Below are 24,165 nucleotides of genomic sequence, written 5' to 3'. Positions count from 1 at the left end.
TATTTCTGCATTAAAAGCTGATTATTCGGGAGCAGGGTGATACGGCTTCAGGCTCATCCCGGTACTGCGGATGTACGCCTCCACATGGAGATCCAGCTTCCCTTGAGCGAAGATATGACCCCAATTCTTATCTAGTGAAGCCCAGCCTTGGGGATCGCTGCGCTTCAGTTCATTACCGAAGTTAAAAATATCGCTCTCCATCTGCTGTGCCATCTGCAAGGCCTGCTTCACTTCGTTACCGGTCTGCTTCTGCAGCTCCTGTTCAAGCTTCACAATTTCTTCCCTCTTGCTGAGGTCAACGAACCCATCCGTTTCATTCACAATTCCTTCTTCACTTATACTTACATGAAAGACCGGCAGGCCGTCCTGAATATCAATCTTCACCTTCGTTCTTGAATACACAATATTGACGGCAATTGACTCTTTCTTATCCGCAGAATCAATATTGATTATAGTTTCTTCTATCCGGTTAAGCAGCCACTCCGTACCCCGTGCTTCCGAATCCTTCATCCAGTAGATCAGTTTGCCCTCTCTAAAAGCACCAAGTCCATGCATAACAGTCCCAGCATGTGACACGGTTTGTTCCAGATTGGATTTCTTCATGCCTTCAGAAGCATTCCCTTGAATAGACACTCCATTAATCGTCAGATCCCCTTCGCCCGTTATGCCGTTAATAATATCAAATACGTCGATCGTCCGGTTCTCTCCCCATACTCTCGAGGTATTCTGCGTCTTTTTGACCAGTCCCAAAGAAGGCAGACTTTCTATTGCAGTTAATATCTTCAGAACAGATGCTGCATCGTTGTTGCGGGCAACAAGCACTGCCGAATTGAGTCTGAGCTCATGCGACCGCTCAAAGATGTCAAATACATCGTTAATTCCGCTCCGGGCCAGGGACTCTCCCAGGACAACAAGCTGGGTGTGGGCAAAAAAAAGCTGGCGCGTTGCCCGCTTGGAGGCCTTGCGCAAAGCACCGAAAATTGTACGGTCGGTAGCAGAAACAATCACAATGGAAGGCTCTCCCGCGCTTGCTCCAAAACCTGTAGCCGTTGAGGATGGATTGACCAGCTGAAATGTCACCTTGAATTCATTGGTTTCCGGTACCAGATCTATACCGATGCCGCTGACGATAGCCAGGTCATTTAATTCTCTGCTGTTCCAGCAGCCGCTCAGCATCAGCACAATGACTCCCATAGAAATCACGCGCATAACGCCTTTAATGTTCATAGGAGTTCCTCTTTGCAGTTTTTTTGCCGGGGGCTGTGGAGCTGTTGCCTTTGTTCAGCAGCCGTTTGCGGATCTTCATAAAAGTCAGAGGAGAGCGGAGAAAGGTGTCCTTCTGATTCTCCGGCACAAACGGACCCATAGGCGACATATACGGCACTCCAAGTGAACGCAGGCTGCACATATGTGCAATTAGCATGATGGTAAAGATGGCGATCCCATACAGCCCCATAAAGGCAGCGATGACCATAATGACAAACCGCAGCATCCGGATGGAGAGTGCCATATTGAAGGCCGGAGTGGCGAAGCTGGAGATACCTGTAAGCGACACAACAATAACCATGGCCGGAGAAACAATACCCGCTTGAACCGCTGCAGTCCCTAACACCAGACCTCCGATAATAGAAACCGTCTGACCGATCGGAGACGGCATACGTACACCTGCTTCGCGGATGATCTCAAAGGTAACCTCCATCATGACGGCTTCCACGAAAGCAGGGAAAGGTACCCCCTCCCGCTGCGAGGCCAAATTGATCAGCAGCGGTGTCGGAATCATCTCCTGGTGGAAGTTAAGCGCCGCCACAAAGATTGCAGGCCCATATAAAGAGATAAGCAGGCACAGGAACCGCAGCAGCCGGATCAGTGTTGAGATATCATAACGCTGATAGTAATCCTCCACGGTATGAAAGAACATAAAGAAGGTAGTCGGGGCAATCAGTACAAACGGTGTGCCGTCCACAAAGATGGCAATCCGTCCGTCCAGCAGGTTTCCCGCCACACTATCCGGCCGTTCCGTATTATAGAGTGTCGGAAATGGAGAATACTTGTTATCTTCAATAATCTGCTCAATGTAGCCTGATTCCAGAATTGAATCCACCTTGATCTCCTGAAGCTTTTTTTTGAATACCTTGATCGTCTCTTCATCTGCAATCCCATGGATATACATTATGGTGATATCGGTGTGGGTCACATCGCCAAGCTTCATCGTTTCGGTCCAGAGATCGGGATTCTTGATGATTTTGCGGACCAGGGCGATATTGGTACTAATGGTCTCCGTGAAGCTTTCTTTCGAGCCGCGGATCGCCACTTGAGTTGAAGCCTCGGATACCGCTCTAACCTCGCCGCCGCAGGTGCTCCCGCTCACCGCTTCACCGAGTCCGTCAACCAGAATAATCGTGTCCCCCGACAGCAGCGCTTCAAGCAATCCATTGATATCTTGAACCAGCTTCTCTTTGCCGATGCTTAGCGCATTGTCTTTAATATAGGAATACACTTCGGCTGTTGTTGCTGCTAGTAGTACATCGTCATTCAAAGATTCGAAGGACATCACATGGGAAATGAAATGGTCAACCATTTCTCTGTCCGTAATACCAATCATATATACCGCAGCTACCCGGGCCGTCCGATTAATGAGTTCATAAGTACGTATGATAAGATCCGGGCTGTTCCCCAGCCTGGCTTTAATTTGAGTAATATTCTCTTCCAGATCAGGAGAGATAGGCGGATTGTGGGGTTTCCCGCCAGCGCTGTCCACTGTTTGTGCGGCTTGGCCGGATTTTTTGGTTGTCTTATCCATAAACAGCACCTCCTGCACTTACTATTCGCCCGCTATCCTTTTTTTATGCAGCTTATGGAATGTGTGAGGAACGCGGGGCTAAGCTGCGCCAGAGCAAAGCTTACTCAAAAAAAGGCTGCTCCCCGCACGGAATCTCCCGTGTAAGGAACAGCCTATATGTGTTTAGACTAGTGATCATCCACTACGCCAAGCGCCTTGTTCTTCTCCTTAAACCGGTCGTTATGCGAGGAGACATAAGCCACCTTATCCGCTTCAGGGTCCATGTACAGCTTCGCGCTGTTGAGGGCAAGCACCGCATCCGTGAACGTTCCGGCAATCAGTCTTACCTTACTGTCATAATCTACGAAATCTCCCGCAGCAAAGATACCCGGCAGATTCGTTTCGAGCTTGCCGCTGACCTTGGCCCACCATTCCCCCATGTCCAGTCCCCAATCCTTCAACGGACCGAAATCACTCTTGAGGCCGTGGTTGACAATAACGGCATCCACTTCAAGCTGCTCACTTTCACCGGATTCGATATGGCTGATCGTAACCTGGTCAATCTGCTCGCCATTGCTGCTGTGCAGCTGGTTAACCGCATAGGGTACACGTACATTCACAGAGGAATCTTTCATGCGGACGATATTCTTCTCATGGCCGCCGAACCGCTCCCGGCGGTGCACGATGGTCACACTGGCGGCAATCCCCTCCAGTTCATTCGCCCAATCTACGGCGGAGTCTCCGCCGCCCGAGATCAGAACCCGCTTGCCGCGGAAGGGCTCCAGCTCCTGCACCGTATAATGCAGGTTCGTCACTTCATAGCGGTCTGCGCCTTCAATCTCCAGTTTCGCCATCTGCAGAATACCGTAACCGATGGTGAGAATAACGGTCCGCGTCCAGTGCTGCTCACCGGTCGCCGAGGTCAGGATATAAGTCCCGTCCTCCTGGCGCGCCTGATGCACAATCTGCTGCCCGAACACAATGGTCGGATCGAAGGTCCGCGCCTGCTCTGCCAGCTGGTCTATTAACTTACGGCAAAGCGTCGGTGTAACACCTCCGACATCCCAGATCATTTTCTCGGGATAGATCAGCATCCGTCCGCCCAGCTCTTCCTTCGCTTCAATCAGCTTCGTCTTCAAATCTCTCATTCCGCTATAAAAAGCCGTATACATACCTGCGGGGCCACCGCCAATTATCGTTACATCATATAATTCCATGGATTCGTTCATTTGTTTCCCTCCAGCTTCTAGGTGTATTTAAGATTTGGTCCGGGCCAGCAAATACAGAAAGTAAGGAGCGCCGATAACGGCAACAACGATACCGGTAGGTATCTCAGACGGCTGCAGAATCCGGCGGCCGATCGTATCGGCAGTGATGACGAGCAGCGCGCCGAGCAGCGCTGAAGCGGGAAGCATCAGCTGATGCTTCGGTCCCACGAGCCTTCTGGCCAGATGCGGGCCGACCAGTCCGACGAAGCCAATCCCGCCGCTTACCGCTACGCTTGAAGCGGCAAGTCCGACCGCCGCTGCCAACAGGCGGAACTGCTCCCTGGTGACATGGGCACCCAGACCGGTAGCCGTCTGCTCGCCCAGATTAAGCACATTCATGACCCTTGCCTTATAGATGACGTAGGGCAGGAGGATCACAATCCAGGGAAGCAGGGACAATACAAATTTCCAGCTGGTGCCCCAGATGCTGCCCGCAAGCCACGTGGCTACGAATTGATATTTGTCCGGATCGAGGCGAAGCGTCAGCACAATCATCGCTGCACTCATCCCTGCCGCAACTGCGACACCGGTGAGCAGCAGACGGATCGGCGCAATTCCCTGATGCCGCTTATAGGCCAGGCTGTAGATCAGTGCGGCAGTAAATGCCGCCCCGACAAACGCAACTACCGGCAGCAGGTAGACAGGTGCCGCAGAGGTCGTCGGATAGAAGGACACCATCAGCATGACCATCAGTCCGGCTCCGGCATTAATGCCGAGGATCCCCGGGTCGGCCAAGTCATTGCGGAAGACCCCCTGCATCACCGCTCCGGAAACTGCCAGTGCAGCTCCAATCAGGATGGAAATTACAATACGCGGCAAGCGGAATTGGAACAGAATCAATTCCTGCTTGTCCGTCCCCTTGCCGAACAGCGTATTCAGCAGCTCAAGCGGAGTTAAACGTATGTATCCTGTATTCACACTTATAATGAACATGATAATAATCAGTACAGCCAGCACACTAAGTACAGTCAGACCATGCTTACGCCTTGTTTCTTCGAAGGAAACCACTCTGGTTCTCTGCATCTTTACAGCTCCCTTCTTTCTTTGCGGGCCAGGTACAGGAAGAATGGAACCCCGATCAGCGCTATAATTGCTCCTACTGGCGTTTCATGCGGCGGGTTGATCATCCGGGCAGTCAGATCCGCCCCTACCACGAGCAATGCACCCAGCACGGCGGAGCAGGGAATAATCCATCTGTAATCCACACCTACAAGATAACGTGTCAGATGGGGAATAATCAGCCCGACAAACCCTACCGCTCCTACTACAGCCACCGAAGCGCCAGCCAGAACCAGGACGACTAAGGCCCCGGCCAATTTGACCAGACCGGTCCGCTGTCCCAGTCCTCTGGCGATATCTTCCCCCAGACTGAGCATCGTAATGGAACGGGACAGGATAATCGCCCCGATGAGTGCCGCAATCACCCAGGGATACATGACCTGAAGCTGGAACCATTTCGTTCCGGCCAAGCCGCCTGCATACCAGAAGGCGAGGTCTTGTCCGATTTTGAAATACAGCGCCACGCCTTCACTGAGTGCCGAGAGCAACGCACTGAAGGCGGCTCCGGCCAGTACCAGCCGGGCCGGGGTAAGTCCGCCTTTGGCCAGTGAACCGATGCCATAGACGATACCGGCGCCGGCTCCGGCCCCGATGAAGGAATATAGAATAAGATACATAAACGATAAATTCGGAAAAAAAGCAAAGCAGATGGCCAGCGCAAAACCCGCCCCCGAGTTAATGCCCATTAGTCCAGAATCCGCAAGCGGATTGCGGGTCATTCCCTGCATGATCGCTCCCGCCACTGCGAAGCTGGCTCCGACCATCACGCCGCCGAGAACCCGCGGAAGCCTGAGCTCGCGGATAATCTGATGCTCTGTAATATCCGGATTGAAGTGAAAAACTGCTGTCCACACGACAGAAAGCTTAATATCTGCTGCCCCAAACGATACTGAAACAGCGATGCCCAGCGCCAGCGCAATCAAACCGCCAATAAGGATCAGCGTTGCCGCCCAAGGGCGCGAACGTAGTTTGAGCGGTTCTGCTCTCTGATCAAGCCCATTCCTGGACACTGCCTGTTGATTCATGACTGTCACCCGTTTTCTATGAAATTGATTCTCATTATCATTGTAATATTGTAAATGAATTTGTCACTGTTTGGCAATGGACAAATATAAACCTGTACATAGAAAGTCTCTAATCATCCATTTCGCGCAGAATATCCGGTATGAAAAAAGACAACCTGTATCCCGATTACATCCCGCAGGGGATGTATCTGGAGAGTCAGGTTGCCTTGTTCCATTGCTGCTGAATAGGCGGAAATGTCCGGGGCTTTCGCACTATACATTCTGAAGCGTACCGCCGAATAGTCTGCGGATATATCCCTGCAGCTTGCCGATATGCGGCACGAAGGTGCTTTTGTCATACACATAATTAGACTGGCTGACCAGCTGTGAATAGATCAGAAACAGAATAGCTGCGAGCTCGCGGTCAATCTGCTTCTCATGCTCAATCAGCAGATACGTTTCATCCAGCGCCTCGTATAACTGAAGCAGGGCAGCTTCATTAATGATTTTGCGGCGCAGCGGTACAATAATATCCGTGGCAATAGCGTCAATCCGCAGAATTAAGGCTGCCAGTCTCTCGTTCACGCGGTTCCCCTCCTGCTGTGACTGAATGGTTAAAGCGCTTGCTTAATACCATCCTATGTCAGCCGGACCTTGAGCATGCCTTGAGCGGCCGGAACACATGCTGCTTATGCTATGTAATTCTTCTTACCTTGTGTATTCCTCATACTCATCTTTCTGGTTATGCCTCGAATACATGTACTCATCGTTCTTCAGCTTGTACATCTGCCCCATCCCGCCAAATATGAACAGCAGTACTACAAGCAGTGTGTAGGCATAAGTGAATTGATTGAAGTAGAAGCAAAGCACAACTGCCGCTATAATCAGCAGCAGCAGTCCGAGGCCTATACGGCTTAAGATTTTTCTCATCAGGGGTTCCTCCGCAGAAATTTTAGTCTTACTGTACCATGTTCTGCGGGAGGAATATGTCGAAAGCTGGCACTATACAAACAGAGGATGTCCCGGGCAGCCGCTTCCCGGCTCCGGTACATCCCCTGATATATGTTATACTTCTTAACCTTTTATAGTAATTTGGAGATCACCGTTCCGGCCAGCAGCTGTCCGAGCGTCTTATCCAGCGGCAGCGGCTTGTTGCCGAGGCAGGTTCTGAGTGCGGTCAGCAGCACCCGGACATCATATTTACTCGGATGGACAGGGATCACCTCTTTTTCCAGCGCCAAAAGATTGTACACTGCCATCATCGCGGAGCGGACCGAATATTCCACGGTAAAGACACAGTCGTCCGGAACTTCGGCAAACTGGCCAAGGAAGGCCAGATTGGTGCTGCCCTGCGGAACCACCTGCGGGCGGTCTCCTGCGACACGCGGCATGAACTGTGAAGTAATATAAGGCATCATACAAGGAATAACATTGGTCGTATGCTCCAGAATCTCCGGAATGCGGTTCTTCAGACCGATATGGTACATCAGCTCCTCCAGAAGCTCGCGTCCGCTGCAGTCACTCATTTTCTTCTTGATATAATCGCCTTCGGCATCCGGGAATAATCCGTAGGCCCAGAGCACCTTCACATTCTCCGGCTGGTTAATGAAATGCGGCTGCTTCGGTGCGGTCCAGGACATCATCCAGCTGGAGTCTTTGATGGTCACAACGCCGCCCATACCGGGAGCATCCCCGGTCAGCTCAAGCAGATACGGGAATACAATATCGTCATCGGTAAAGGTCATCGTAAACGACAGCCACTTGGACTTGTCGATGTCCCCGCAGAACACTTCCGGGTGGCCGAAATCCGGAGATTTCGCGGCAAGCTTCTCCCAGAGGCTCCAGCAGCCGCGCTCCGTAACAGAGCGGTTCAGAACCGCCGGATGGTCCAGATCGCCCAGGGTCGAGTTCTCTGTCATCGAGCCATTGGTGACCATAACCAGATCTCCGCGTGCTGTTGAGAGGGTCTTTGGCTCTCCGTTCACGAGCAGCTGGATAGCGGTTACTGTTTTCTCTCCGCCTGTGAAATCAAGCTCCAGATCTGTTACCTGATGGCCTTTGTCAAAACTGACCCCCTGGCTTTCCAGCCATTTCATCAGAGGAAGAATCAGTGAATCGAACTGGTTATATTCGGTATGCAGGATTCCCTTCAGCTGGTTCATCCCGGAGATCAGGTGCATAAAGCGCTCCATGTAACGCTTCACTTCAACTACACTATGCCAATTCTCGAAGGCGAACATCGAGCGCCAGAAATACCAGAAATTCGTCTCCAGGAAGGTCGGGTCAAAAAACTGCTCAATCGTCACCGCTCCGAGTCTTTCTTCGGTCGCCAGGGTCAGCTTGCCCAATTGCAGCGCATGCGCAGTGGAGAGTCCCAGCGTTGAGAAATCGGCGGGCTGCCCTTCCTTTTCTACCAGACGGCAGTGGGATTCGATCGGTTCTGCCAGATTCAGCTCACGGAATTCATCCAGCACCGTCCGGTCCGGATTGGTTAATGAGGGAATGAAGCCGAACAGCTCCATGAAGCATTCAAAGTGCTCTTCGATCTCGCGTCCGCCGCGGGCGCTGTAGCCGTCCTTCGCATTCCCCGCCCCGTCCATCGAGCCTCCATAGACCGCTGATTGCTCAAGGATATGAATATTCCGTCCCGGCATATGGCCGTCACGGATCAGGAAAGCGGCTGCCGACAACGAGCCGATCCCCCCTCCTACGAGATAAGCCTTACGTGAAGCGATGCCTTCCTGTACCAGCGGATGAATTCTTTGATATGTACCCATTATGTCCTCTTCCTTCCATGATCAGGGGATAAGTGCCTGCTAACTGCCTTCACTATACCCACCGTGAACATTGAATTCTATGGACAGCTTGGCGCAACTGTACAGGGATTACACATCTGCCGCAGATTGTGTCATTTCACTGGGCCGGATGGGCGGCGGCAGCCTGATAGTGTTCCAGGCCCCGGGCGATGCTTCCTTCCATAATCCGGGCTACCTTCTCCACCATTTCGGCCGGGTCGGTATTTGCCCCTGCTTTGAGCCAATGGATCACCTGTTCCAGGATAGCCAGTGTGTAGAAATCGGCAATGTCCTGTCTAGCCTGGCTTCTCCCCTGTACCGGAATCTGCTCTTGTCCTTCACGGGCCCGCTCCTGCCCGTCCAGTTCTTCCACCACCCTAATCATGACGCCATAAATAACTCCGTACAGAAACTGCTCCAGATGCTCGCGTCCAAGCGAATGAAAGGTGTTCAGACAGATGGTTTTGTTGCTCACGGTGTACCGCAGGACACTTAGGAATCCCTGCTTCCAGCCGGCACAGCAGCGGTAGGGTTCCAGATCTTCAATTACCTCTGACCTGTAGACCCAGCCGAGCAGCTCGTAGATATCCTGAAAATGATTATAAAACGTATGCCGGGTCACGCCGCAATCCGCTGTAAGCTGCTGGATCGTAATCTTGTTCAGCGGCCTTGCGAGCATGAGTTTTTTGAGTGACCGGGCTAAAGCGTTCTTGGTTAAAAGTGAATTGGACATTACTTCCCCCCTTACTGCAGTAGAAACTTAACCTGATTTCTGGATTTACTGCATTGCTTAATAGGCTTCAAGGTTCTACAATACGGTGTATATGTTCCAATTATAACCAATTAAGAGCAGGTTTTCATAATAACCTTACGGGAGTGGATAGGATTGAATACAAGAAGGTACGGCAATACGGGAAAGACTGTGTCGGAGGTTGGCTTCGGTGCCTGGCAGCTGGGGAATAAGAAGGATTGGGAGGCTATGGAGGATCGTGCAGCGGTCTCTCTGGTGCATGAAGCGCTGGAGCGCGGGATGAATTTCTTCGATACCGCCCCGGGTTACGGGCACGGTGCCAGTGAAACCCTGCTCGGGACCGCCTTATCCGGCAGACGCTCCAGCGCTGTGATCAACACCAAATTCGGCCACGGGGCGGATGGCAGCACCTGCTTTGATGCGGACCACATCCGTGCCTCCGTCGAAGGCAGCTTACAGCGTCTGCAGACGGATTATGTGGATTCCGTACTGATTCATAATCCGCCTTTTGAGCTGCTGGACGGGAAATACGGCCACTACCACGAACTGGACAAGCTAAAAGCCGAAGGAAAGATTCTCTCTTACGGGGTTTCGGTCGATTCCGTGCCGGAAATGCTGGAGGTCATCCGCCATACGGATGTCGGCGTTATGGAGGTGATGTTCAATATCTTTTACCAGGAAACGGCGGAAGCTTTCGAACTGGCCCGTGAGAAAAACATAGCGATCATCGTCAAGGTCCCTCTGGACTCCGGCTGGCTCTCCGGCAAATATGACACCAGCAGCACCTTCGAAGGGGTAAGAAGCCGCTGGTCGCCGGAAGTGATCGCGAAACGCGCCGCCCTGGTGGAGCGCATCCGGTTCATAACGGACGAAGAGACGACCATGACAATGGCTGCCCTGCGCTTCATCCTTGCCCACCCGGAGGTCACCACCGTGATTCCCGGAGTACGCAGCAGCGCACAGCTGGCCGAGAATATATCCGCAAGCCGCGAGGGGATGCCGGCGGAGCATGTGGTGAGGCTCAAGGAGCTGTGGGACAAGGAGATCCGGGATCAGCAGCTGGGCTGGTAATCGGGGCTGCAGTTATTCCTTTTCGCCAAGCCGGACTGAGTAGGTCTTATACCCGTCTTCATTAATCTCCAGACAGTTCAGCTGCTCTCCATATACACAGCCGCCGTCAATGCCAATCTTGTCTCCATGCGGGCTGAACCAGATTCCTGCCCCGTCCTGCAAATCTACCGTGGAGGTATGTCCGAATACAACCGTCTTCGCGGTAGAGGTTACCGGATGATTATAGAACGGCTCGCGGATCCAGATGAAATCATACTCCCGCTGGCTTGTCCAGTCGGCAAGGGAAGGATCTATTCCTGCGTGGACGAATAAATGCGTGTCCGTTTCATAATAGAAAGGCAGCGTACCCAGGAAATCCAGATGCTCCTGATACTCGCGGCGCATATATTCCTTCATTTCCGCATAATCCTTCCAGCCTGAATCCGGGCGCAGCAGGACCGAATCGCGGCCTCCGCAATAACTCAGCAGGGTATGAAATCCCCCATTGGTAATCCAGTGTGTATCGCGCTTGTCATCTTCACCCGCCAGCGCATCACACGCCATCTGATCATGATTGCCCCGCAGCACGACAACACCGTGCTCTTCCGCAAGACGTTTCACCTGCTCAACCACTGCCCTGCTGTCCGGCCCCCGGTCCACATAATCACCAAGCAGAATTAACTGGTCTTCGGAGGGGATATAGTTGGCTCTGCGGAGCAGCAGGTTGAATTCCTCCACGCATCCATGAATGTCACTAATCACTAAAGTTCTGATACTCGTTCCCTCCTCCTCTTCTTAAGATACCTTACACTCAGAATATTAATTATACTTACAAAAATGGATTTCCGCACGGACCGGCTGCTGAAAACAGGTTGTAAGCGGTTACCAATACAGCGGCCTGCAGAAAAAAGAGGCTATCCCGTTCAGCCGGGAAACCTCTTCATCCAATACTATTCGCTCTGTGTTACGTTCTGACCTGCACCGGTAATTCAGCAGCGCTGTCCCAGCGCCAAGGCACCTCATGTCCCTGCAGATGCAGCCCGCCGTACCATTCATCTACACCTTGCATGCTCACTCTATCCGCTGTTCCGGCCAATACCCGCTCCCCCAGCTCTGACAGAATAACTGTACGCTTCAGGAATTCCGGTACTTCTCTGTAATCTGTAATTTCTGCCGTACCCTCAATAATAAGGAGAGGATGCTCTCCAGCCGTCAGCGTGCGAAGAACCTTCCAGTATTCCACATCTCCCATTCCCAGCCGGTGCAGTGCATCTGTAACTTGACGGAACAGCTTCAGAGGCGTATCTGCCCCGCCAGCCGCAGCCTCAAGCGTTGTCTGTTCGACAATACCAAGACCGTTATAAACGGAAGGCAGACGCGAGAGATGAAGCTTGAAGGCGTCATAGGCAAAAGAAAACGCGGATTTGGACAGCTCGGGCTTACTCTCCTCCAGGAGCTGTGCCAGCTGCCGGGGATCTGGAGATGCATATGCCTGCCATAGCCTGCTCCCAAGCTGCAGCTCCTCCGTGCCGATATTCTGCCAGGTTCCGGACAAGGTCTGAAGCTGTTCTGCCGTAAGCTGGCCCAGGCCATGGAACAGCTCAATTCCGGGAAATCCCCCGATGCAGAGCAGACTCAGCTTCGTGCTGCCCAGCTTCCGGTTGCTGAACCAGTGCAGCAGGTAGGCCAGCATACTCTGGTCGAACAGATCATGCTCAAACCACAGGACCACTTCATCATAACGGTGGAATCCGCTGAGCATGCGTTCCTGCTCCTCACAGCCCTTCATATATTCTTCTGCCGGAATTCCCAGTGTGGCCTGAAGAACCTCTGCCCGCAGCTGCCGTTTCTCCTGTGCCGCCGGATCCATGAATATCGGACCCGCCGTGTAGATTTCTCTCCATACCAGCACATCCCCTTGGACAATCCCCTGCTTCAGCTTATCTCCAACGAAATCACCGTTCACAATATGCAGCATACGCTGTCCTCCCTCTTGTAACAGATTAAATGCGGCCGCAAGATCTGCCACAGGAAAAGCCCCCTTCAGCTTGCGTCTGCCGTCATACAGCCTTTTCTTCAGCGTTCCGGCCGGAATGCCCAAATAAACGGAAATCTCCTGAAGCGAATAGCCATAGAAGTAGAACAGCTGCAGCGGTAACCGCAGCCTGGCGGACAATTCTGCCACCGAGCTATGCAGCACCTGTGTCCATTCTCTGCGTTCGGCAATTTCCTCAACACCCGGAGAAGACACGGCGACATGCTCTGCTGCCTCTAGAGGCAGCAGTGTTTGGCGCCTGCGCCGCAGCAGCCGGTGGCACTGCCTGACCACAATGGTTCTGAACCAGCCCGGAAACGCCGCCGGCTCCTGCAGACTCCCAAGGTTCATATACGCCTCGATGAGGGCCTCCTGTACCGCGTCTTCCGCCAGCTGAACATCTCCCAGCATATTGTAAGATACTACGTAAGCCATCCCCCGGACATGCTCTGTCAGCTGCCTGAAAGCTCCGGCGTCCCCCTTCTGTGCTTCTTCAATCCACTGCAGCATACGCCTGCGAACCTCATTTCTGTATTTTCATCTGTTCTAAGGATAAGTGCCATTCCGCGCGGAAAAGGTTACAAAATATTGTTCATGATCCGGGTTAGCCTATCTATGCTACACGAATATATTTTATTGACCAGTGTCAGGTTTATATTTCGATAAATTAAATTTATACAAATTAATTTTATTCTAATTAATTTTTAACAATGTGTGATACTATTATTTCATTTAGCAAATCTTGGAGGCCGGGAGGATATTCAAGCGATAACACTCGCCTATTCATCGGAGACAATACAAATTTCAGGAGGCATAACATTGACCCCTAAACCCGGCAGGCTTCTTCTCTCCACACTAATGATAGTTACCGCACTTTATTCTTCTTCGGCTGGAACAGCTTTTGGCGCGGCAGTACCTTCATTAACAGGCATCACAGGCCACTGGGCTCAGAACGAAGTGACGGACTGGGTTGAAAAAGGGTTCATTCAGGGATACACCGACGGCAGCTTCAAGCCGGATAACAGTCTGAAAAGAACCGAATTCATGGCGCTGATTAATCGAGCGTTTGGCTTCACTGAAACGGTGGCTGTCTCTTATACGGATCTGTCTTCAAGCAACTGGGCCTACGCTGAGGTTGCCAAAGCAGTCAAAGCAGGATATATCACCGGGTATTCAGATGGCACCATCGGTACAGGCAAGACCATCAGCAGACAGGAAGCCGCAGTGATCATCAACCGGTTATTGAAGCTGGATGCAGCCCGGACCAGCGCTCTTTTCAGCGATTCCAAGGATATTGCCGCCTGGGCTCTCGGCTCGGTTAATGCAGTAGCCTCTGCAGGAATCATGAAAGGGTATTCCGAAGATAACAGCTTCAAGCCCGGCAGGGATATTACACGCGCGGAAGCAGTAGTGTCCTTAACACGGACCAAGGCCATTGAGGCTGCTCCGGCCAATACACCGGATAATACCGGCACGGTCACCCCTTCGGCAACTGCCTCACCGGCAGCCAGTCCAACCGCTTCACCGACTGCTACACCTTCACCTGTCCGGAACCCCGATATTCCTTCTGTTCCAACGGCCACACCTGAACCTGTCTCCACACCTACAGCAGCGCCAGAACCGGAAGCTACAGCAACACCAGAACCTACAGCGACTCCGGCTGCGACTCCCGATCCGGCAGATACGACAGCCCCGATCCTAACAGGTGTAACTCTTGGAGCGGTTACTGTAGGAGAGAATGTATACGGGACAAGTAACGAAGCGGGTTATTTGTATCTGGTTCCTTCCTCTGTAGCAGTGACCCCTGCGGGTCTGGAAGATTCCGTCCAAGCTGCGCACGGGACAAAGCTGGCGGTAAGCGCCTCTGTCTACTCCCCGCTGAACACGCAGGGTCTGCCTGCAGATCATTATGTTGTGTATGCTGTAGATGGCGCCGGCAATATTTCGGTTCCTTCGAGCCTTATTGAGGTTAAAGCCATTGAGTTGACCCTGGATGCTCCGGCCTCACTGACGGAATCCAAAACCTATGATGGCACCGCCACAGCAGCAGTAACAGCAAGTCCGCTGATCGGCGTGCTGGGCGGTGATGTAGTGGAAGTGCATGCCTCCGCTTCTTACAGCAGCGCGGCGCTTGGGGTTAACAAGACTATAACTGTTGTCTATACCATAAGCGGAGCCCAGGCAGCCAGCTATATTGCTCCAGCCCCATACACCGTCCATACGGGAATTATCTCGCTGAATCAATTGACTCTCGGTGCCCCGGAACTGACATTGGCGAAGTTCAAGGACGGAACAACCACAGCAGCTGTGACCCCTGGTCAGCTCATTGGAGTAATCCCCGGGGAAGATGTCAGTGTGATCGCTGTTGCCAATTATGATACCTCTGCAGTAGGTACGAACAAAACCATAACTGTAGTCTATACACTCAGCGGACCAGATGCCGGAAATTATATTGCACCTGCGAACTACGTCGTGAACACAGGTGAAATTGACCGGGATCAGATCACACGCTCCAGAGTCTATGATGGAACTACTGCGGCGGTAGTGGTTGCTGGTGCTGTGACCGGAATCGAACCTGGTGATATCGTCACAGTAGAAGGTATTGGTGAATACAGCGATGTCAACGTGGGTACGAATAAAATCATAACTATTTCGTACATTTTGACAGGTCCAGACGCTGGCAATTATCTCCCGCCTGTTAGCTACACCATAAGCACGGGGATTATCACCGCCTTGCAGTTAGACATTACCCCGCCAGCCATCACGGAGTCCAAGCTCTATGACGGAACGCTATCAGCGCAAGTCACTCCAGGCACTCTGATTGGAGTCCTTCCGGGAGATGATGTAACGGTCAGCGCAACGGCTGCCTATAGCGACGCTACTGTGGGCAGCGGCAAAATCATCACCGTAGTCTACACTCTATCTGGGGACGATGCCGCGAACTATTTTGCACCAGAGAATTATATGATTTCCACAGGTGTGATTGTAGCGCCTTAGGCAGAGATATTATGAACACTTGTTAAAAGATAAAAGCGTCCCGCGAGCCGTGAACAGGCTGGTTGGGGCGCTTTTTGATGTTGGGAGTAGTAAATCGCTTGCCCGATGGTTTGCAGTGACCCAATTACGGTATATGCCTGGGAGTTGGGAGTATGGTATATGCTTACTTAATTGCACTCTGTACAACTAAATTGTCTGATTTACAACCGATTCTTCGTTTAGTTGTATTTCGTACAATTAAACTGCCTGTGTAGATTGCTTATCACCTATTCGGGCAGATTTAGTTGTACAGATTACAGTTATTTGATGCAAGTATCCCTTTTCGCTGTTTTTAATTGTACATTCTACAACTATCGATGAATTCAGGCGGAATGTAGTCCGCTAACCAGATATTATGATTGCCGTGATAAAACTTGATTCCTTCGTTAGCTGCCTTCCCGGCGTCGATTGTTAAGATCACAGGATTGGAATCTTTCCGGCCTCCAACCAGCTTTGCTGTTTCGGTATCCACCGAGAAATGAACATACTGTCTCTTCATTGGTTTAAGCCCATCCGCCAGAATCGTCTCCACCCATTGCCTGGCTGTCCCATGGTACAGAACGGGGGGTGGGGTTTCATTCTGCTTAATTATCTTTTGAGGCACAGAGTGACCATATAGCGCCCTTATCCTGCCCTCCACAATCTCATGCCGCTGTTTAGCCGATACCTCTATCATCTTAGCCAGATCATCTGCAGTTACTGAATTCCATTGTTGCTCAAGGTGCAATGCATTTAATAGCTGCTCCATCTCTACAAAGCCCTCGTCATCTAATTCCAGTTCATACTCCCAAGGCGCGTGACGCAGTGCATATGAAACCTCTTTGCTGAGCTTCGAATAATCCATATCAAACCTCCTTACCAAAACGCCTCATAGGCGTCAAAGTAACATATATGATTATGAGTTTATCATATGTAACGCTGCCAACATAATAATACGCATGGCCATATGTGATCCTTCATCCGGCGAGGAGGACTGAAATTCCGCTATTTCAGCTAATCAGGCAGATTTGCGGAGCACGCGGACTCAGAATCCGTTATGTCTGCTGTAAGCAAGTAGCTCTAGCCAACATTTTGGGCGGTGGAGGCAGAAGTTAGCTGATATTGATGACGGGGGCGGCTTAATAGAGAGATGGCTGTGACATCAGCGGAACAGGGACAGTTACATTAGCCGTGGCAGTGACTGTTGTGGCAGCCGTGACATCAGCGGCGAGAATGACTGGCGGTGGCGGTGGAGCAAAGGCGAACGTAGCGGTGGTGGTGCTACAATGGCAACATAAGCGGCGGCGGTTCCTTTGTCTTGGTCAGTCCTGTCCGCAGCAAAAAGCCGCCCCTCCCGAGGCGGCCGTCCTGCACCCGTCACTGTACATCCTCATACCTGATTCATGCTCAACTGTACTGCCAGTCCGGCCATCCTGGCGGTTAACGCCAACGGCGGGACTGTTTGACTGCTGCATCGCTGCTGAACCCTTGATTCCGGCCTACTGCGCGATCTGCTCGCGGATGTTCGCGAGAATCTTCTTCTCCAGCCTCGACACCTGAACCTGCGAAATGCCGAGGCGGCTGGCGACTTCGGACTGGGTCTGGTCGCGGTAGTAGCGCAGGTAGACAATCAGGCGCTCGCGCTCGGTTAAGGCGCCGATGGCCTCATTCAAGGCAAGCTTGTCGAACCAGCGCTCCTGCGACTCGTCGGCGATCTGGTCGATCAGAGTGATCGGATCGCCGTCGTTCTCGAAGACCGTCTCATGGATCGAAGTCGGCGGCTTGTTGGCTTCCTGGGCGAAGACGATTTCTTCGGGCGTCACGCCCAGCGCCTCCGCCACTTCGCCGATGGTCGGCAGGCGGTCGAGCGTTTTGGACATTTCATCCTTCATCTTACGCACCTTATTGGCCATTTCCTTGAGTGAACGGCTGACCTTGAGTGTGCCGTCATCGCGGAGGAACCGCTGGATCTCGCCGATAATCATCGGCACCGCATAGGTGGAGAACTTGACCTCATAGCTGAGGTCGAATTTATCAACGGACTTCAGAAGTCCGATACAGCCGATCTGGAATAAATCATCCGGTTCATATCCACGGTTCATAAACCGCTGCACCACCGACCAGACGAGGCGGATATTGCAATTGACCAGCGTGTCGCGGGCCGTATTATCCCCGGCTTGACTGAGCGCGATTAGACGTTTGACCTCCGCATCGTCCAAATAGGTCGGCGGAGCTTTTTTTGACTCTGCATCCATGGCTCCAACCCCTAATTGTATAAAGCTTTTTTCGAGACGATGGTTTTCTTCATTGAAATGGATGTGCCGCGTCCCGGTTCACTGGTAACTTCGAATTCATCCATGAAATTCTCCATAATGGTAAAACCCATGCCCGACCGCTCCAGCTCCGGCTTGGAGGTATACAGCGGCTGCTGGGCCAGCTCCAAATCCTCAATGCCTCTACCCTGATCTTCAATCGTCAAATGCACAGTCTCAACATCAATGGAAGCGGAGATGCTGACCACTCCGGCAGGATCACTGTCGTACCCGTGGATAATGCAGTTGGTGACCGCCTCCGACACAACCGTCTTCAGGTCATTCAGCTCCTCCATGGTCGGATCGAGCCTGGAGACAAAAGCCGCCACTACCACACGTGCGAATGATTCATTCTCCGACAGTGCGGCAAACTGGACGCTCATGAAGTTACGAGCTTCACTATTTGTCATAACGCAACCTCCAAATCCGAGAGTGCAGCGCTCTCGTCGTCATATAGGGGCATGATCTTGAACAGGCCCGACATTTCCAGCAGGCGCTTCACGGGTGCGGTGGCATCGCAGACTGCCATCTTGCCGCCCTTGCTGCGGATCAGCTTGTACCTTCCCAGAATGACTCCGAGGCCTGAGCTATCCATGAACTGCAGCTCTTTCAGGCTGAGAATCAGATGCTCTACCTGGCCCCGCATAATCGCTTCATCCATATCCATACGTACATAATCGGCTGCGTGATGATCCAGTTCGCCAGACAAACGGACGATCAGTACACCCCGGTGATGCTCCATCTCCACATGAGAATTCATCCTTGCCACTCTCCTCTTCGTTGCTTGGACAACCGCCCTGTACTACTTTCTTTCCCCTACAAGGACAAGGTTTTCTACACCGCAATTGAGGATTCCTGCCTCACGACAAAACTAGAAGAAAACCCCTAAGAACTTACATAAAGCATGGGACTAATCTACAAAATACAAGAAATTAATCGCTAGCTCTAATCAATCGTAAAAAGCGACCCCGTTGTACGCTTGAACAGCTTCCACCAGCCTGCCTTGGCTACAGCTTCGCCTGCTTTCAGCTCATATTCCTTCAGCACGTCAGTCCCCTGGTATACGACCAGCTTGCCGACAGTCTGATCTGCGGCCACAGGAGCCTTCAAGTGTTCTTCCAGCACCAGCTCATGCCGGATACCCTCCTGGGTAATTCCTTTTTTGAGTAATACACTGTAAGTTTCCTTCGCCGTCAGCGGCAGCTCTCTCTTCACGCCCTTCTCAATCTTCACTGTGCCGATGGGGTCCCCCGCCTTGTGAATCGTATGCAGCTTATATTGGGAAAAGAGGTAATCGAACATCGCCGACACTTCGCTGTTGCGTGTTTTGGTGTTCGGCTCACCCAGTACAACCGCGACAGCGCGCAGTCCGTCTCTGGCCGCGGTTGCGGACAGGCAGAACTTCGCTTCAGCCGTATACCCCGTCTTCAGGCCGTCAGCGCCTGTATAGAAACGCACCAGCTTGTTCGTATTGACCAGCCAGAACGGCTTGGCCGAATCCTTGCGCAGGTAATCCTGATAGGAGCCGGTGTACTTAATAATCCGCTCATGCTTCAGCAACTCCTGGCTGATTACGGCGATGTCATGCGCGGATGAATAATGATTCGCAGCCGGCAGTCCATTGCAGTTGGCAAAGTGGGTATCTTTCAGGCCCAAGGCTTCAGCTTTCTGGTTCATCAGATCGACAAAAGCGCTCTCCGAGCCGGCGATTTTCTCCGCCATAGCTACAGAAGCGTCATTGCCGGAAGCCATCGCGATGCCCTTCAGCATTTCATCCACCGTCATTTCCTCACCCGGCTCCAGAAAAATCTGTGAACCGCCCATCGATGCAGCATACTCACTGGTCCGAACTTTGTCGGTCAGCTGCAGCCTGCCTTCATCCAGCGCCTCCACGGTCAGCAGCATGGTCATTATTTTGGTAATACTGGCCGGCGGCAGCTTGTCATGGCTGTTCTTCTCGTAGATGATCGTGCCTGTACTGGCATCCATGAGAATGGCAGAGCGCGCCCCCGGTGCGAGGTCAGCGGCCGCAGTACTTCCGGTATTGCCGGTATTGGCAGTACCTTTGGCTTTTTCTTCGGCAAAAGCGCCGGAAGCCCCTCCCAGAACCGAAACAGCGATGCACAGCGCAAGCGTTACATAACGAATTTTTCTCACAATGGTTCCCCTCCTGAACATTAACCTTCATTTCACAGGTACTGTGTTCCAGTTTCGTCAAAAAGGCAGGAAATTATTCCATTTTAGGTACAAAAAAAGAAGCTTCCCCCGGTATCCTCGCAGATACTTGAGAGAAGCGCCTCTTAATTGTCTATGAATCGTTAGCCTCCGATGGCCATTGCGCTGAAAATAACAGGTCCAACCACAACAGCCGTAGAGTTGGCATCCTGATTCTCAACAATCAGCTGATAGTTCTGGACACCAGCCGGGACGTTAATATCTACCATATGCAGCGAGATAATGCCGTCATCATTGAAGAAATCCTCGTACTCTGCCCGTGCATAAAAGATTTCGAAGCCTGCACGCCAGATGCGCACCAGGATATTCGGGGTATCCAGCGTAACATTTACGCCGATCGTTGCTTTGAGCTCTACTTTGTTCGGGAAATGGGCCGGAACTGCGGGATCAATATATACCGACGTTCCGGCAATCTGCACACCGGCCGGAGAGATGGGGACCGGAATGGCGACCCCGTTCGTAATCGGCGTAACTACGGATGCATTATAGTCCAAAAGCGTTTTGACCATGCTGTATCACTCCTTTTCATGTTCTATTAAAGTATATGAACATTATGAAAAAGAGCTTGTGCACTTCTATTAATACCATTGCCTATTTATCCGGCAGATTCACCCGTTACTAGAGACAGATGCTGCCTTGCCTGTCCGCTTAGCCGGAGGAACGCCTGCTTTTCCCAGATAGAATCTCGATAATACCGGGTAGCGCACAGCCCACTTGGCGGCAAGCAGCGGCACAATGACCCCAATCAAAGTGAAGGGTACCAGCCCGTAATCCGCACCAAGCAGATATTTAAGGCTGTAATTCAAAGGCAGATGCAAATACATAATGGTAATGGTATTCCGTCCAAGGCTGCCCATCCAGCCCAGCGGAAGCAGTCTTGCAAGCTGGTAGACCGCCGCGCAGATCGTCAAAGAAATCAGCAGCGGAACCGCCAGATCCAGCAGCAGCGACTCATACTCTTTGTATTTCATATTCAGACTGTAATGAATGACGCCAGTCCGTTCCAGCAGCAGCACAAGTGCAGACAAAGGCAGCAGTACCAGCAAGGCCGAATAGCGGCTGATTAGCGCAGGTATGGCTTGTTTGCCATAGAACCCGATCGCATAATACGTAACAGCAAGCAGTGCAACATCGATGTTCCAGGGAAGATTGAAGTTCTTAAGCGCGGTCAGGGAGATCAAATGGGAGACCAGGTAGGCGGAGGTGATCAGAAGAAATTGGGTTCGGCGGGAATATCTGACGATGTATCCAAAGAGCAATTGCGTAAACAGCAGGCAGGTGATGAACCAGAACACCCCGTAAGGACCGGTCAGCGACAGCCCCCCGTAGAGCAGCCTCGCTATATTTTCGGCAAACCCTCTAATATTGAAGCTGAACAGCAGCAGTACCCCTGCAATCAGGAGGCCGTAGGCAAAATAGGGAGTCATCAGCCCCTTGGTCCGTCTCGCAGCCCAGCCCCGATAACGCCCGGGATCGACCGGTTTAAACACCAGCCCGCTAAGCAGGAAGAACAACGGCATCCGGAACCAGGACAGATAATGATTCGCTGCCGCATCACCGGAATGGCCCATGACTACAAAAATAATACTGAAGCCCTTGGCCGCATCAATCCATAATTCACGTCTTTTTTCCACTTTTCCCTTCCATCTCCTCCCATTTCAGTTGTTATTTAATTATAATTATAGGTTGGTTCATGATTTATTTCAATTTTAAATGAAGAATTTCAGTGATATTTCTGAAAAGAACAGCACTTAACAACGGATGAACAACGCATAAAATAAGGCGCTGCTCCTAGATAACACCCGAATCTGTTTCGGCTTGCAATACTAGGGCTAAAGTCTGACACACACCCGCGCACAGCAAGGGCCACCCGCTGCCGGATGGCCCTTGACTTTACTTTATATGCATTAATACAAATGGCACGAGACCTGATGGCCCGAGTCCAGCTCACGCAGGTCCGGAGCCTCACTCTTGCAGCGGTCCATGGCGTAAGGACAACGCGGATGGAAGGCGCAGCCGCTCGGGGGTGTCTCCGGATTCGGAACGTCACCGGTCAGGACAATCCGCTGCTTCTTCACTCCCGGACTCGGCACCGGGACTGCCGACATCAGCGCCTGCGTATACGGATGCAGCGCCTTCGCGAACAGTGACTTGGTCGGTGCCAGCTCAACGATCCGTCCGAGGTACATCACTGCCACACGGTCACTGATAAATTTCACAACGGACAGGTCATGGGAAATGAACATATAGGTAAGGCCGTATTGCTCCTGCAGATCCTGCATCAGATTCAGCACCTGGGCCTGGATGGAGACATCCAGTGCAGATACCGGCTCGTCACAGACAATGAACTTCGGATTCAGTGCAAGCGCCCGGGCAATCCCGATCCGCTGCCGCTGGCCGCCGGAGAATTCATGGGGAAAGCGGTGGGCTTGATAGGGGGACAAGCCCACCACCTCCATCAGCTGCTCTACCCGGCTTTTGAGCTCACTGGCCGGAGCGGACTCGTGTGTACGGAGCGGCTCCTCCAGTATACGCTGGACGGTCCAGCGCGGGTCGAGTGAAGCATAAGGGTCCTGGAACACCATTTGCATATCGGTACGGAACCTGCGCAGCTGTTCGGTATTCAGAGCGCGCACATCGGTGCCGTTAAACATAATCTCGCCTTCCGTCGGCTCAATCAGCCGCAGGATTGCCCGGCCGGTGGTCGATTTGCCGCAGCCGGATTCACCGACCACCGCAAGCGTCTCCCCCTGCCGGACGGATAACGTAATGCCGTCTACTGCTTTTACAGCGCCGACCTGCTTGGAGAAGAAGCCTTTGCGGATCGGATAATGCTTCTTCAGGTTGCGGACTTCAAGGATTGTGCTCATATGACTCCCTCCTGCTGCAGGATACAGCGGCATGTGTGGCCCGGCTGCACCTCAAGCAGCTCCGGAAGCTTCTCGCTACATCGCTCTACAGCCACCGGACAGCGCGGTGCGAACCGGCACCCGGACGGCAGATTAGCCGGATTCGGCACCTGGCCCGGGATGGAGCTCAGCCGGTCCTCATCACCCGCAAGCTGAGGCAGAGAAGCCAGCAGCCCCCGGGTATACGGATGCAGCGGATTGCTGTACAAGGTAGCAACATCCGTCTCCTCCACGATCTGCCCGGCATACATAATGACGACCCGGTCACACATCTCAGCGACTACGCCGAGATCATGCGTGATCATCAGAATGGACATGCCCTCCTTCTCCTGCAGCTCGCGCATCAGATCAAGAATCTGTGCCTGGATGGTTACGTCCAGTGCCGTTGTAGGCTCATCGGCGATCAGCAGCTGGGGATTGCAGACCATCGCCATTGCGATCATCACCCGCTGGCGCATGCCTCCGGAGAGCTGATGGGCATACTGCTGCGCGATCTTTTCCGGCCGGGGAATCCCAACCTTGCGCAGCATCTCTACCGCCCGCTCCGCCGCTTCCTTCTTGCTCAGCTTCAGATGGTAGCGCGCAGATTCTGAAATCTGGCGGCCGATCTTAAATACCGGATTCAGCGAGGTCATCGGCTCCTGAAAAATCATCGCAATCCGGTTGCCCCGGATGCCCCGCACCTCCTTCATCGACATCTCCAGCATATCCTTGCCTTCAAACCTGATGTGGCCGGAGGCGATCCGGCTAATCCGCTTGGGCAGAAGCTGCATAATTGACAGTGAAGTGATGCTTTTGCCGCAGCCGGATTCGCCGACAATCCCCAGTGTCTCCCCTTTGCGCACTGACAGACTGATGCCGTCCACCGCGCGGATCGTGCCTGCCGCTGTCTGAAATTCGGTGCATAGCCCTGATACTTCCAGCAGTTCTGTCATGATTGCCCCTCCTCTAAC

Annotated in this window: 22 protein-coding genes; 2 read left to right on the top strand and 20 right to left on the bottom strand. The window is 52.4% G+C overall.

The window, feature by feature from the left end; all coding sequences use genetic code 11:
• Positions 1 to 21: 21 nt before the first annotated feature.
• From NSQ73_RS09785 to NSQ73_RS09745, 9 genes are all read right to left on the bottom strand, one after another.
• Positions 22 to 1,227: a Ger(x)C family spore germination protein gene (locus NSQ73_RS09785; RefSeq protein ID WP_042138672.1), complete on the bottom strand. Its 1,206-nt coding sequence runs from the start codon at positions 1,225 to 1,227 to the stop codon at positions 22 to 24.
• Positions 1,217 to 2,800, bottom strand: coding sequence for a spore germination protein (locus NSQ73_RS09780; protein WP_340986278.1), 1,584 nt, complete (start codon positions 2,798 to 2,800; stop codon positions 1,217 to 1,219). Before NSQ73_RS09780 ends, NSQ73_RS09785 begins: the two co-directional genes overlap by 11 nt.
• A 167-nt stretch (positions 2,801 to 2,967) precedes the next feature.
• Positions 2,968 to 4,008 carry an NAD(P)/FAD-dependent oxidoreductase gene (locus tag NSQ73_RS09775; RefSeq protein WP_042138673.1) on the bottom strand — a complete coding sequence of 347 codons (1,041 nt, stop codon included), beginning with the start codon at positions 4,006 to 4,008 and terminating at the stop codon, positions 2,968 to 2,970.
• Positions 4,009 to 4,035: 27 nt separating this feature from the next.
• Complete coding sequence (locus tag NSQ73_RS09770) at positions 4,036 to 5,070, bottom strand: FecCD family ABC transporter permease (RefSeq protein WP_042138674.1); 1,035 nt, start codon at positions 5,068 to 5,070, stop codon at positions 4,036 to 4,038.
• Between the two features lie 2 nt (positions 5,071 to 5,072).
• Positions 5,073 to 6,131, bottom strand: a complete 1,059-nt coding sequence (locus tag NSQ73_RS09765; RefSeq protein ID WP_340986277.1) for a FecCD family ABC transporter permease — start codon at positions 6,129 to 6,131, stop codon at positions 5,073 to 5,075.
• A gap of 252 nt (positions 6,132 to 6,383) precedes the next feature.
• Positions 6,384 to 6,695 carry a hypothetical protein gene (locus tag NSQ73_RS09760; RefSeq protein WP_039300260.1) on the bottom strand — a complete coding sequence of 104 codons (312 nt, stop codon included), beginning with the start codon at positions 6,693 to 6,695 and terminating at the stop codon, positions 6,384 to 6,386.
• 123 nt (positions 6,696 to 6,818) lie between these two features.
• Positions 6,819 to 7,040 carry a hypothetical protein gene (locus tag NSQ73_RS09755; protein WP_039300264.1) on the bottom strand — a complete coding sequence of 74 codons (222 nt, stop codon included), beginning with the start codon at positions 7,038 to 7,040 and terminating at the stop codon, positions 6,819 to 6,821.
• Positions 7,041 to 7,192: 152 nt separating this feature from the next.
• Positions 7,193 to 8,887, bottom strand: a complete 1,695-nt coding sequence (locus NSQ73_RS09750) for an oleate hydratase (RefSeq protein WP_340986276.1) — start codon at positions 8,885 to 8,887, stop codon at positions 7,193 to 7,195.
• Between the two features lie 136 nt (positions 8,888 to 9,023).
• Positions 9,024 to 9,638, bottom strand: coding sequence for a TetR-like C-terminal domain-containing protein (locus NSQ73_RS09745; protein WP_340986275.1), 615 nt, complete (start codon positions 9,636 to 9,638; stop codon positions 9,024 to 9,026).
• Between the two features lie 153 nt (positions 9,639 to 9,791).
• On the opposite strand from NSQ73_RS09745, the gene NSQ73_RS09740 reads away from it, so the two are divergent.
• Positions 9,792 to 10,727 carry an aldo/keto reductase gene (locus NSQ73_RS09740; protein ID WP_340986274.1) on the top strand — a complete coding sequence of 312 codons (936 nt, stop codon included), beginning with the start codon at positions 9,792 to 9,794 and terminating at the stop codon, positions 10,725 to 10,727.
• Positions 10,728 to 10,739: 12 nt separating this feature from the next.
• On the opposite strand, the gene NSQ73_RS09735 is transcribed toward NSQ73_RS09740, so the two are convergent.
• Together NSQ73_RS09735 and NSQ73_RS09730 are read right to left on the bottom strand one after the other, a co-directional pair.
• Positions 10,740 to 11,468 carry a metallophosphoesterase family protein gene (locus NSQ73_RS09735; RefSeq protein WP_340986273.1) on the bottom strand — a complete coding sequence of 243 codons (729 nt, stop codon included), beginning with the start codon at positions 11,466 to 11,468 and terminating at the stop codon, positions 10,740 to 10,742.
• A gap of 202 nt (positions 11,469 to 11,670) precedes the next feature.
• Positions 11,671 to 13,251, bottom strand: coding sequence for a sigma-70 family RNA polymerase sigma factor (locus NSQ73_RS09730; RefSeq protein WP_336103074.1), 1,581 nt, complete (start codon positions 13,249 to 13,251; stop codon positions 11,671 to 11,673).
• 309 nt (positions 13,252 to 13,560) lie between these two features.
• Between NSQ73_RS09730 and NSQ73_RS09725 the strand changes: the two genes are divergently transcribed.
• Positions 13,561 to 15,738, top strand: coding sequence for a YDG domain-containing protein (locus tag NSQ73_RS09725; protein ID WP_340986272.1), 2,178 nt, complete (start codon positions 13,561 to 13,563; stop codon positions 15,736 to 15,738).
• Between the two features lie 331 nt (positions 15,739 to 16,069).
• Here the strand turns inward: NSQ73_RS09725 and NSQ73_RS09720 are convergent, their stop codons facing one another.
• From NSQ73_RS09720 to NSQ73_RS09680, 9 genes are all read right to left on the bottom strand, one after another.
• Positions 16,070 to 16,621 (bottom strand): RNA 2'-phosphotransferase, encoded by a 552-nt coding sequence (locus tag NSQ73_RS09720; protein WP_340986271.1) that lies wholly within the window; start codon positions 16,619 to 16,621, stop codon positions 16,070 to 16,072.
• 634 nt (positions 16,622 to 17,255) lie between these two features.
• Positions 17,256 to 18,011 carry an RNA polymerase sporulation sigma factor SigF gene (gene sigF / locus NSQ73_RS09715; RefSeq protein WP_039300284.1) on the bottom strand — a complete coding sequence of 252 codons (756 nt, stop codon included), beginning with the start codon at positions 18,009 to 18,011 and terminating at the stop codon, positions 17,256 to 17,258.
• 11 nt (positions 18,012 to 18,022) lie between these two features.
• Positions 18,023 to 18,478 (bottom strand): anti-sigma F factor, encoded by a 456-nt coding sequence (gene spoIIAB, locus NSQ73_RS09710; protein ID WP_039300287.1) that lies wholly within the window; start codon positions 18,476 to 18,478, stop codon positions 18,023 to 18,025.
• Positions 18,475 to 18,828, bottom strand: a complete 354-nt coding sequence (gene spoIIAA, locus NSQ73_RS09705) for an anti-sigma F factor antagonist (protein WP_036727462.1) — start codon at positions 18,826 to 18,828, stop codon at positions 18,475 to 18,477. Before spoIIAA ends, spoIIAB begins: the two co-directional genes overlap by 4 nt.
• A gap of 185 nt (positions 18,829 to 19,013) precedes the next feature.
• Positions 19,014 to 20,246 carry a D-alanyl-D-alanine carboxypeptidase family protein gene (locus NSQ73_RS09700; RefSeq protein WP_144026039.1) on the bottom strand — a complete coding sequence of 411 codons (1,233 nt, stop codon included), beginning with the start codon at positions 20,244 to 20,246 and terminating at the stop codon, positions 19,014 to 19,016.
• A 140-nt stretch (positions 20,247 to 20,386) separates the two neighbouring features.
• On the bottom strand, positions 20,387 to 20,812 hold the full coding sequence (locus tag NSQ73_RS09695; protein WP_052770050.1) for a hypothetical protein: 426 nt from the start codon (positions 20,810 to 20,812) through the stop codon (positions 20,387 to 20,389).
• Positions 20,813 to 20,911: 99 nt separating this feature from the next.
• Positions 20,912 to 21,937: an acyltransferase family protein gene (locus NSQ73_RS09690; protein WP_340944234.1), complete on the bottom strand. Its 1,026-nt coding sequence runs from the start codon at positions 21,935 to 21,937 to the stop codon at positions 20,912 to 20,914.
• Positions 21,938 to 22,210: 273 nt separating this feature from the next.
• A complete protein-coding gene (locus NSQ73_RS09685; protein WP_340986270.1) occupies positions 22,211 to 23,173 on the bottom strand; it encodes an ABC transporter ATP-binding protein in 963 nt (320 codons plus the stop codon).
• The gene (locus tag NSQ73_RS09680) at positions 23,170 to 24,147 is read right to left on the bottom strand and encodes an ABC transporter ATP-binding protein (protein WP_042215690.1); all 978 of its coding nucleotides are present in this window, start codon (positions 24,145 to 24,147) and stop codon (positions 23,170 to 23,172) included. The genes NSQ73_RS09685 and NSQ73_RS09680 overlap by 4 nt, the downstream gene beginning before the upstream one ends.
• Positions 24,148 to 24,165 lie beyond the last annotated feature (18 nt).

The organism is Paenibacillus sp. FSL R10-2736, from assembly GCF_038000245.1.
In the GTDB taxonomy this organism is placed as follows: domain Bacteria; phylum Bacillota; class Bacilli; order Paenibacillales; family Paenibacillaceae; genus Paenibacillus_AQ; species Paenibacillus_AQ phytohabitans.
This window is presented reverse-complemented; position numbering and strand designations above follow the sequence as displayed.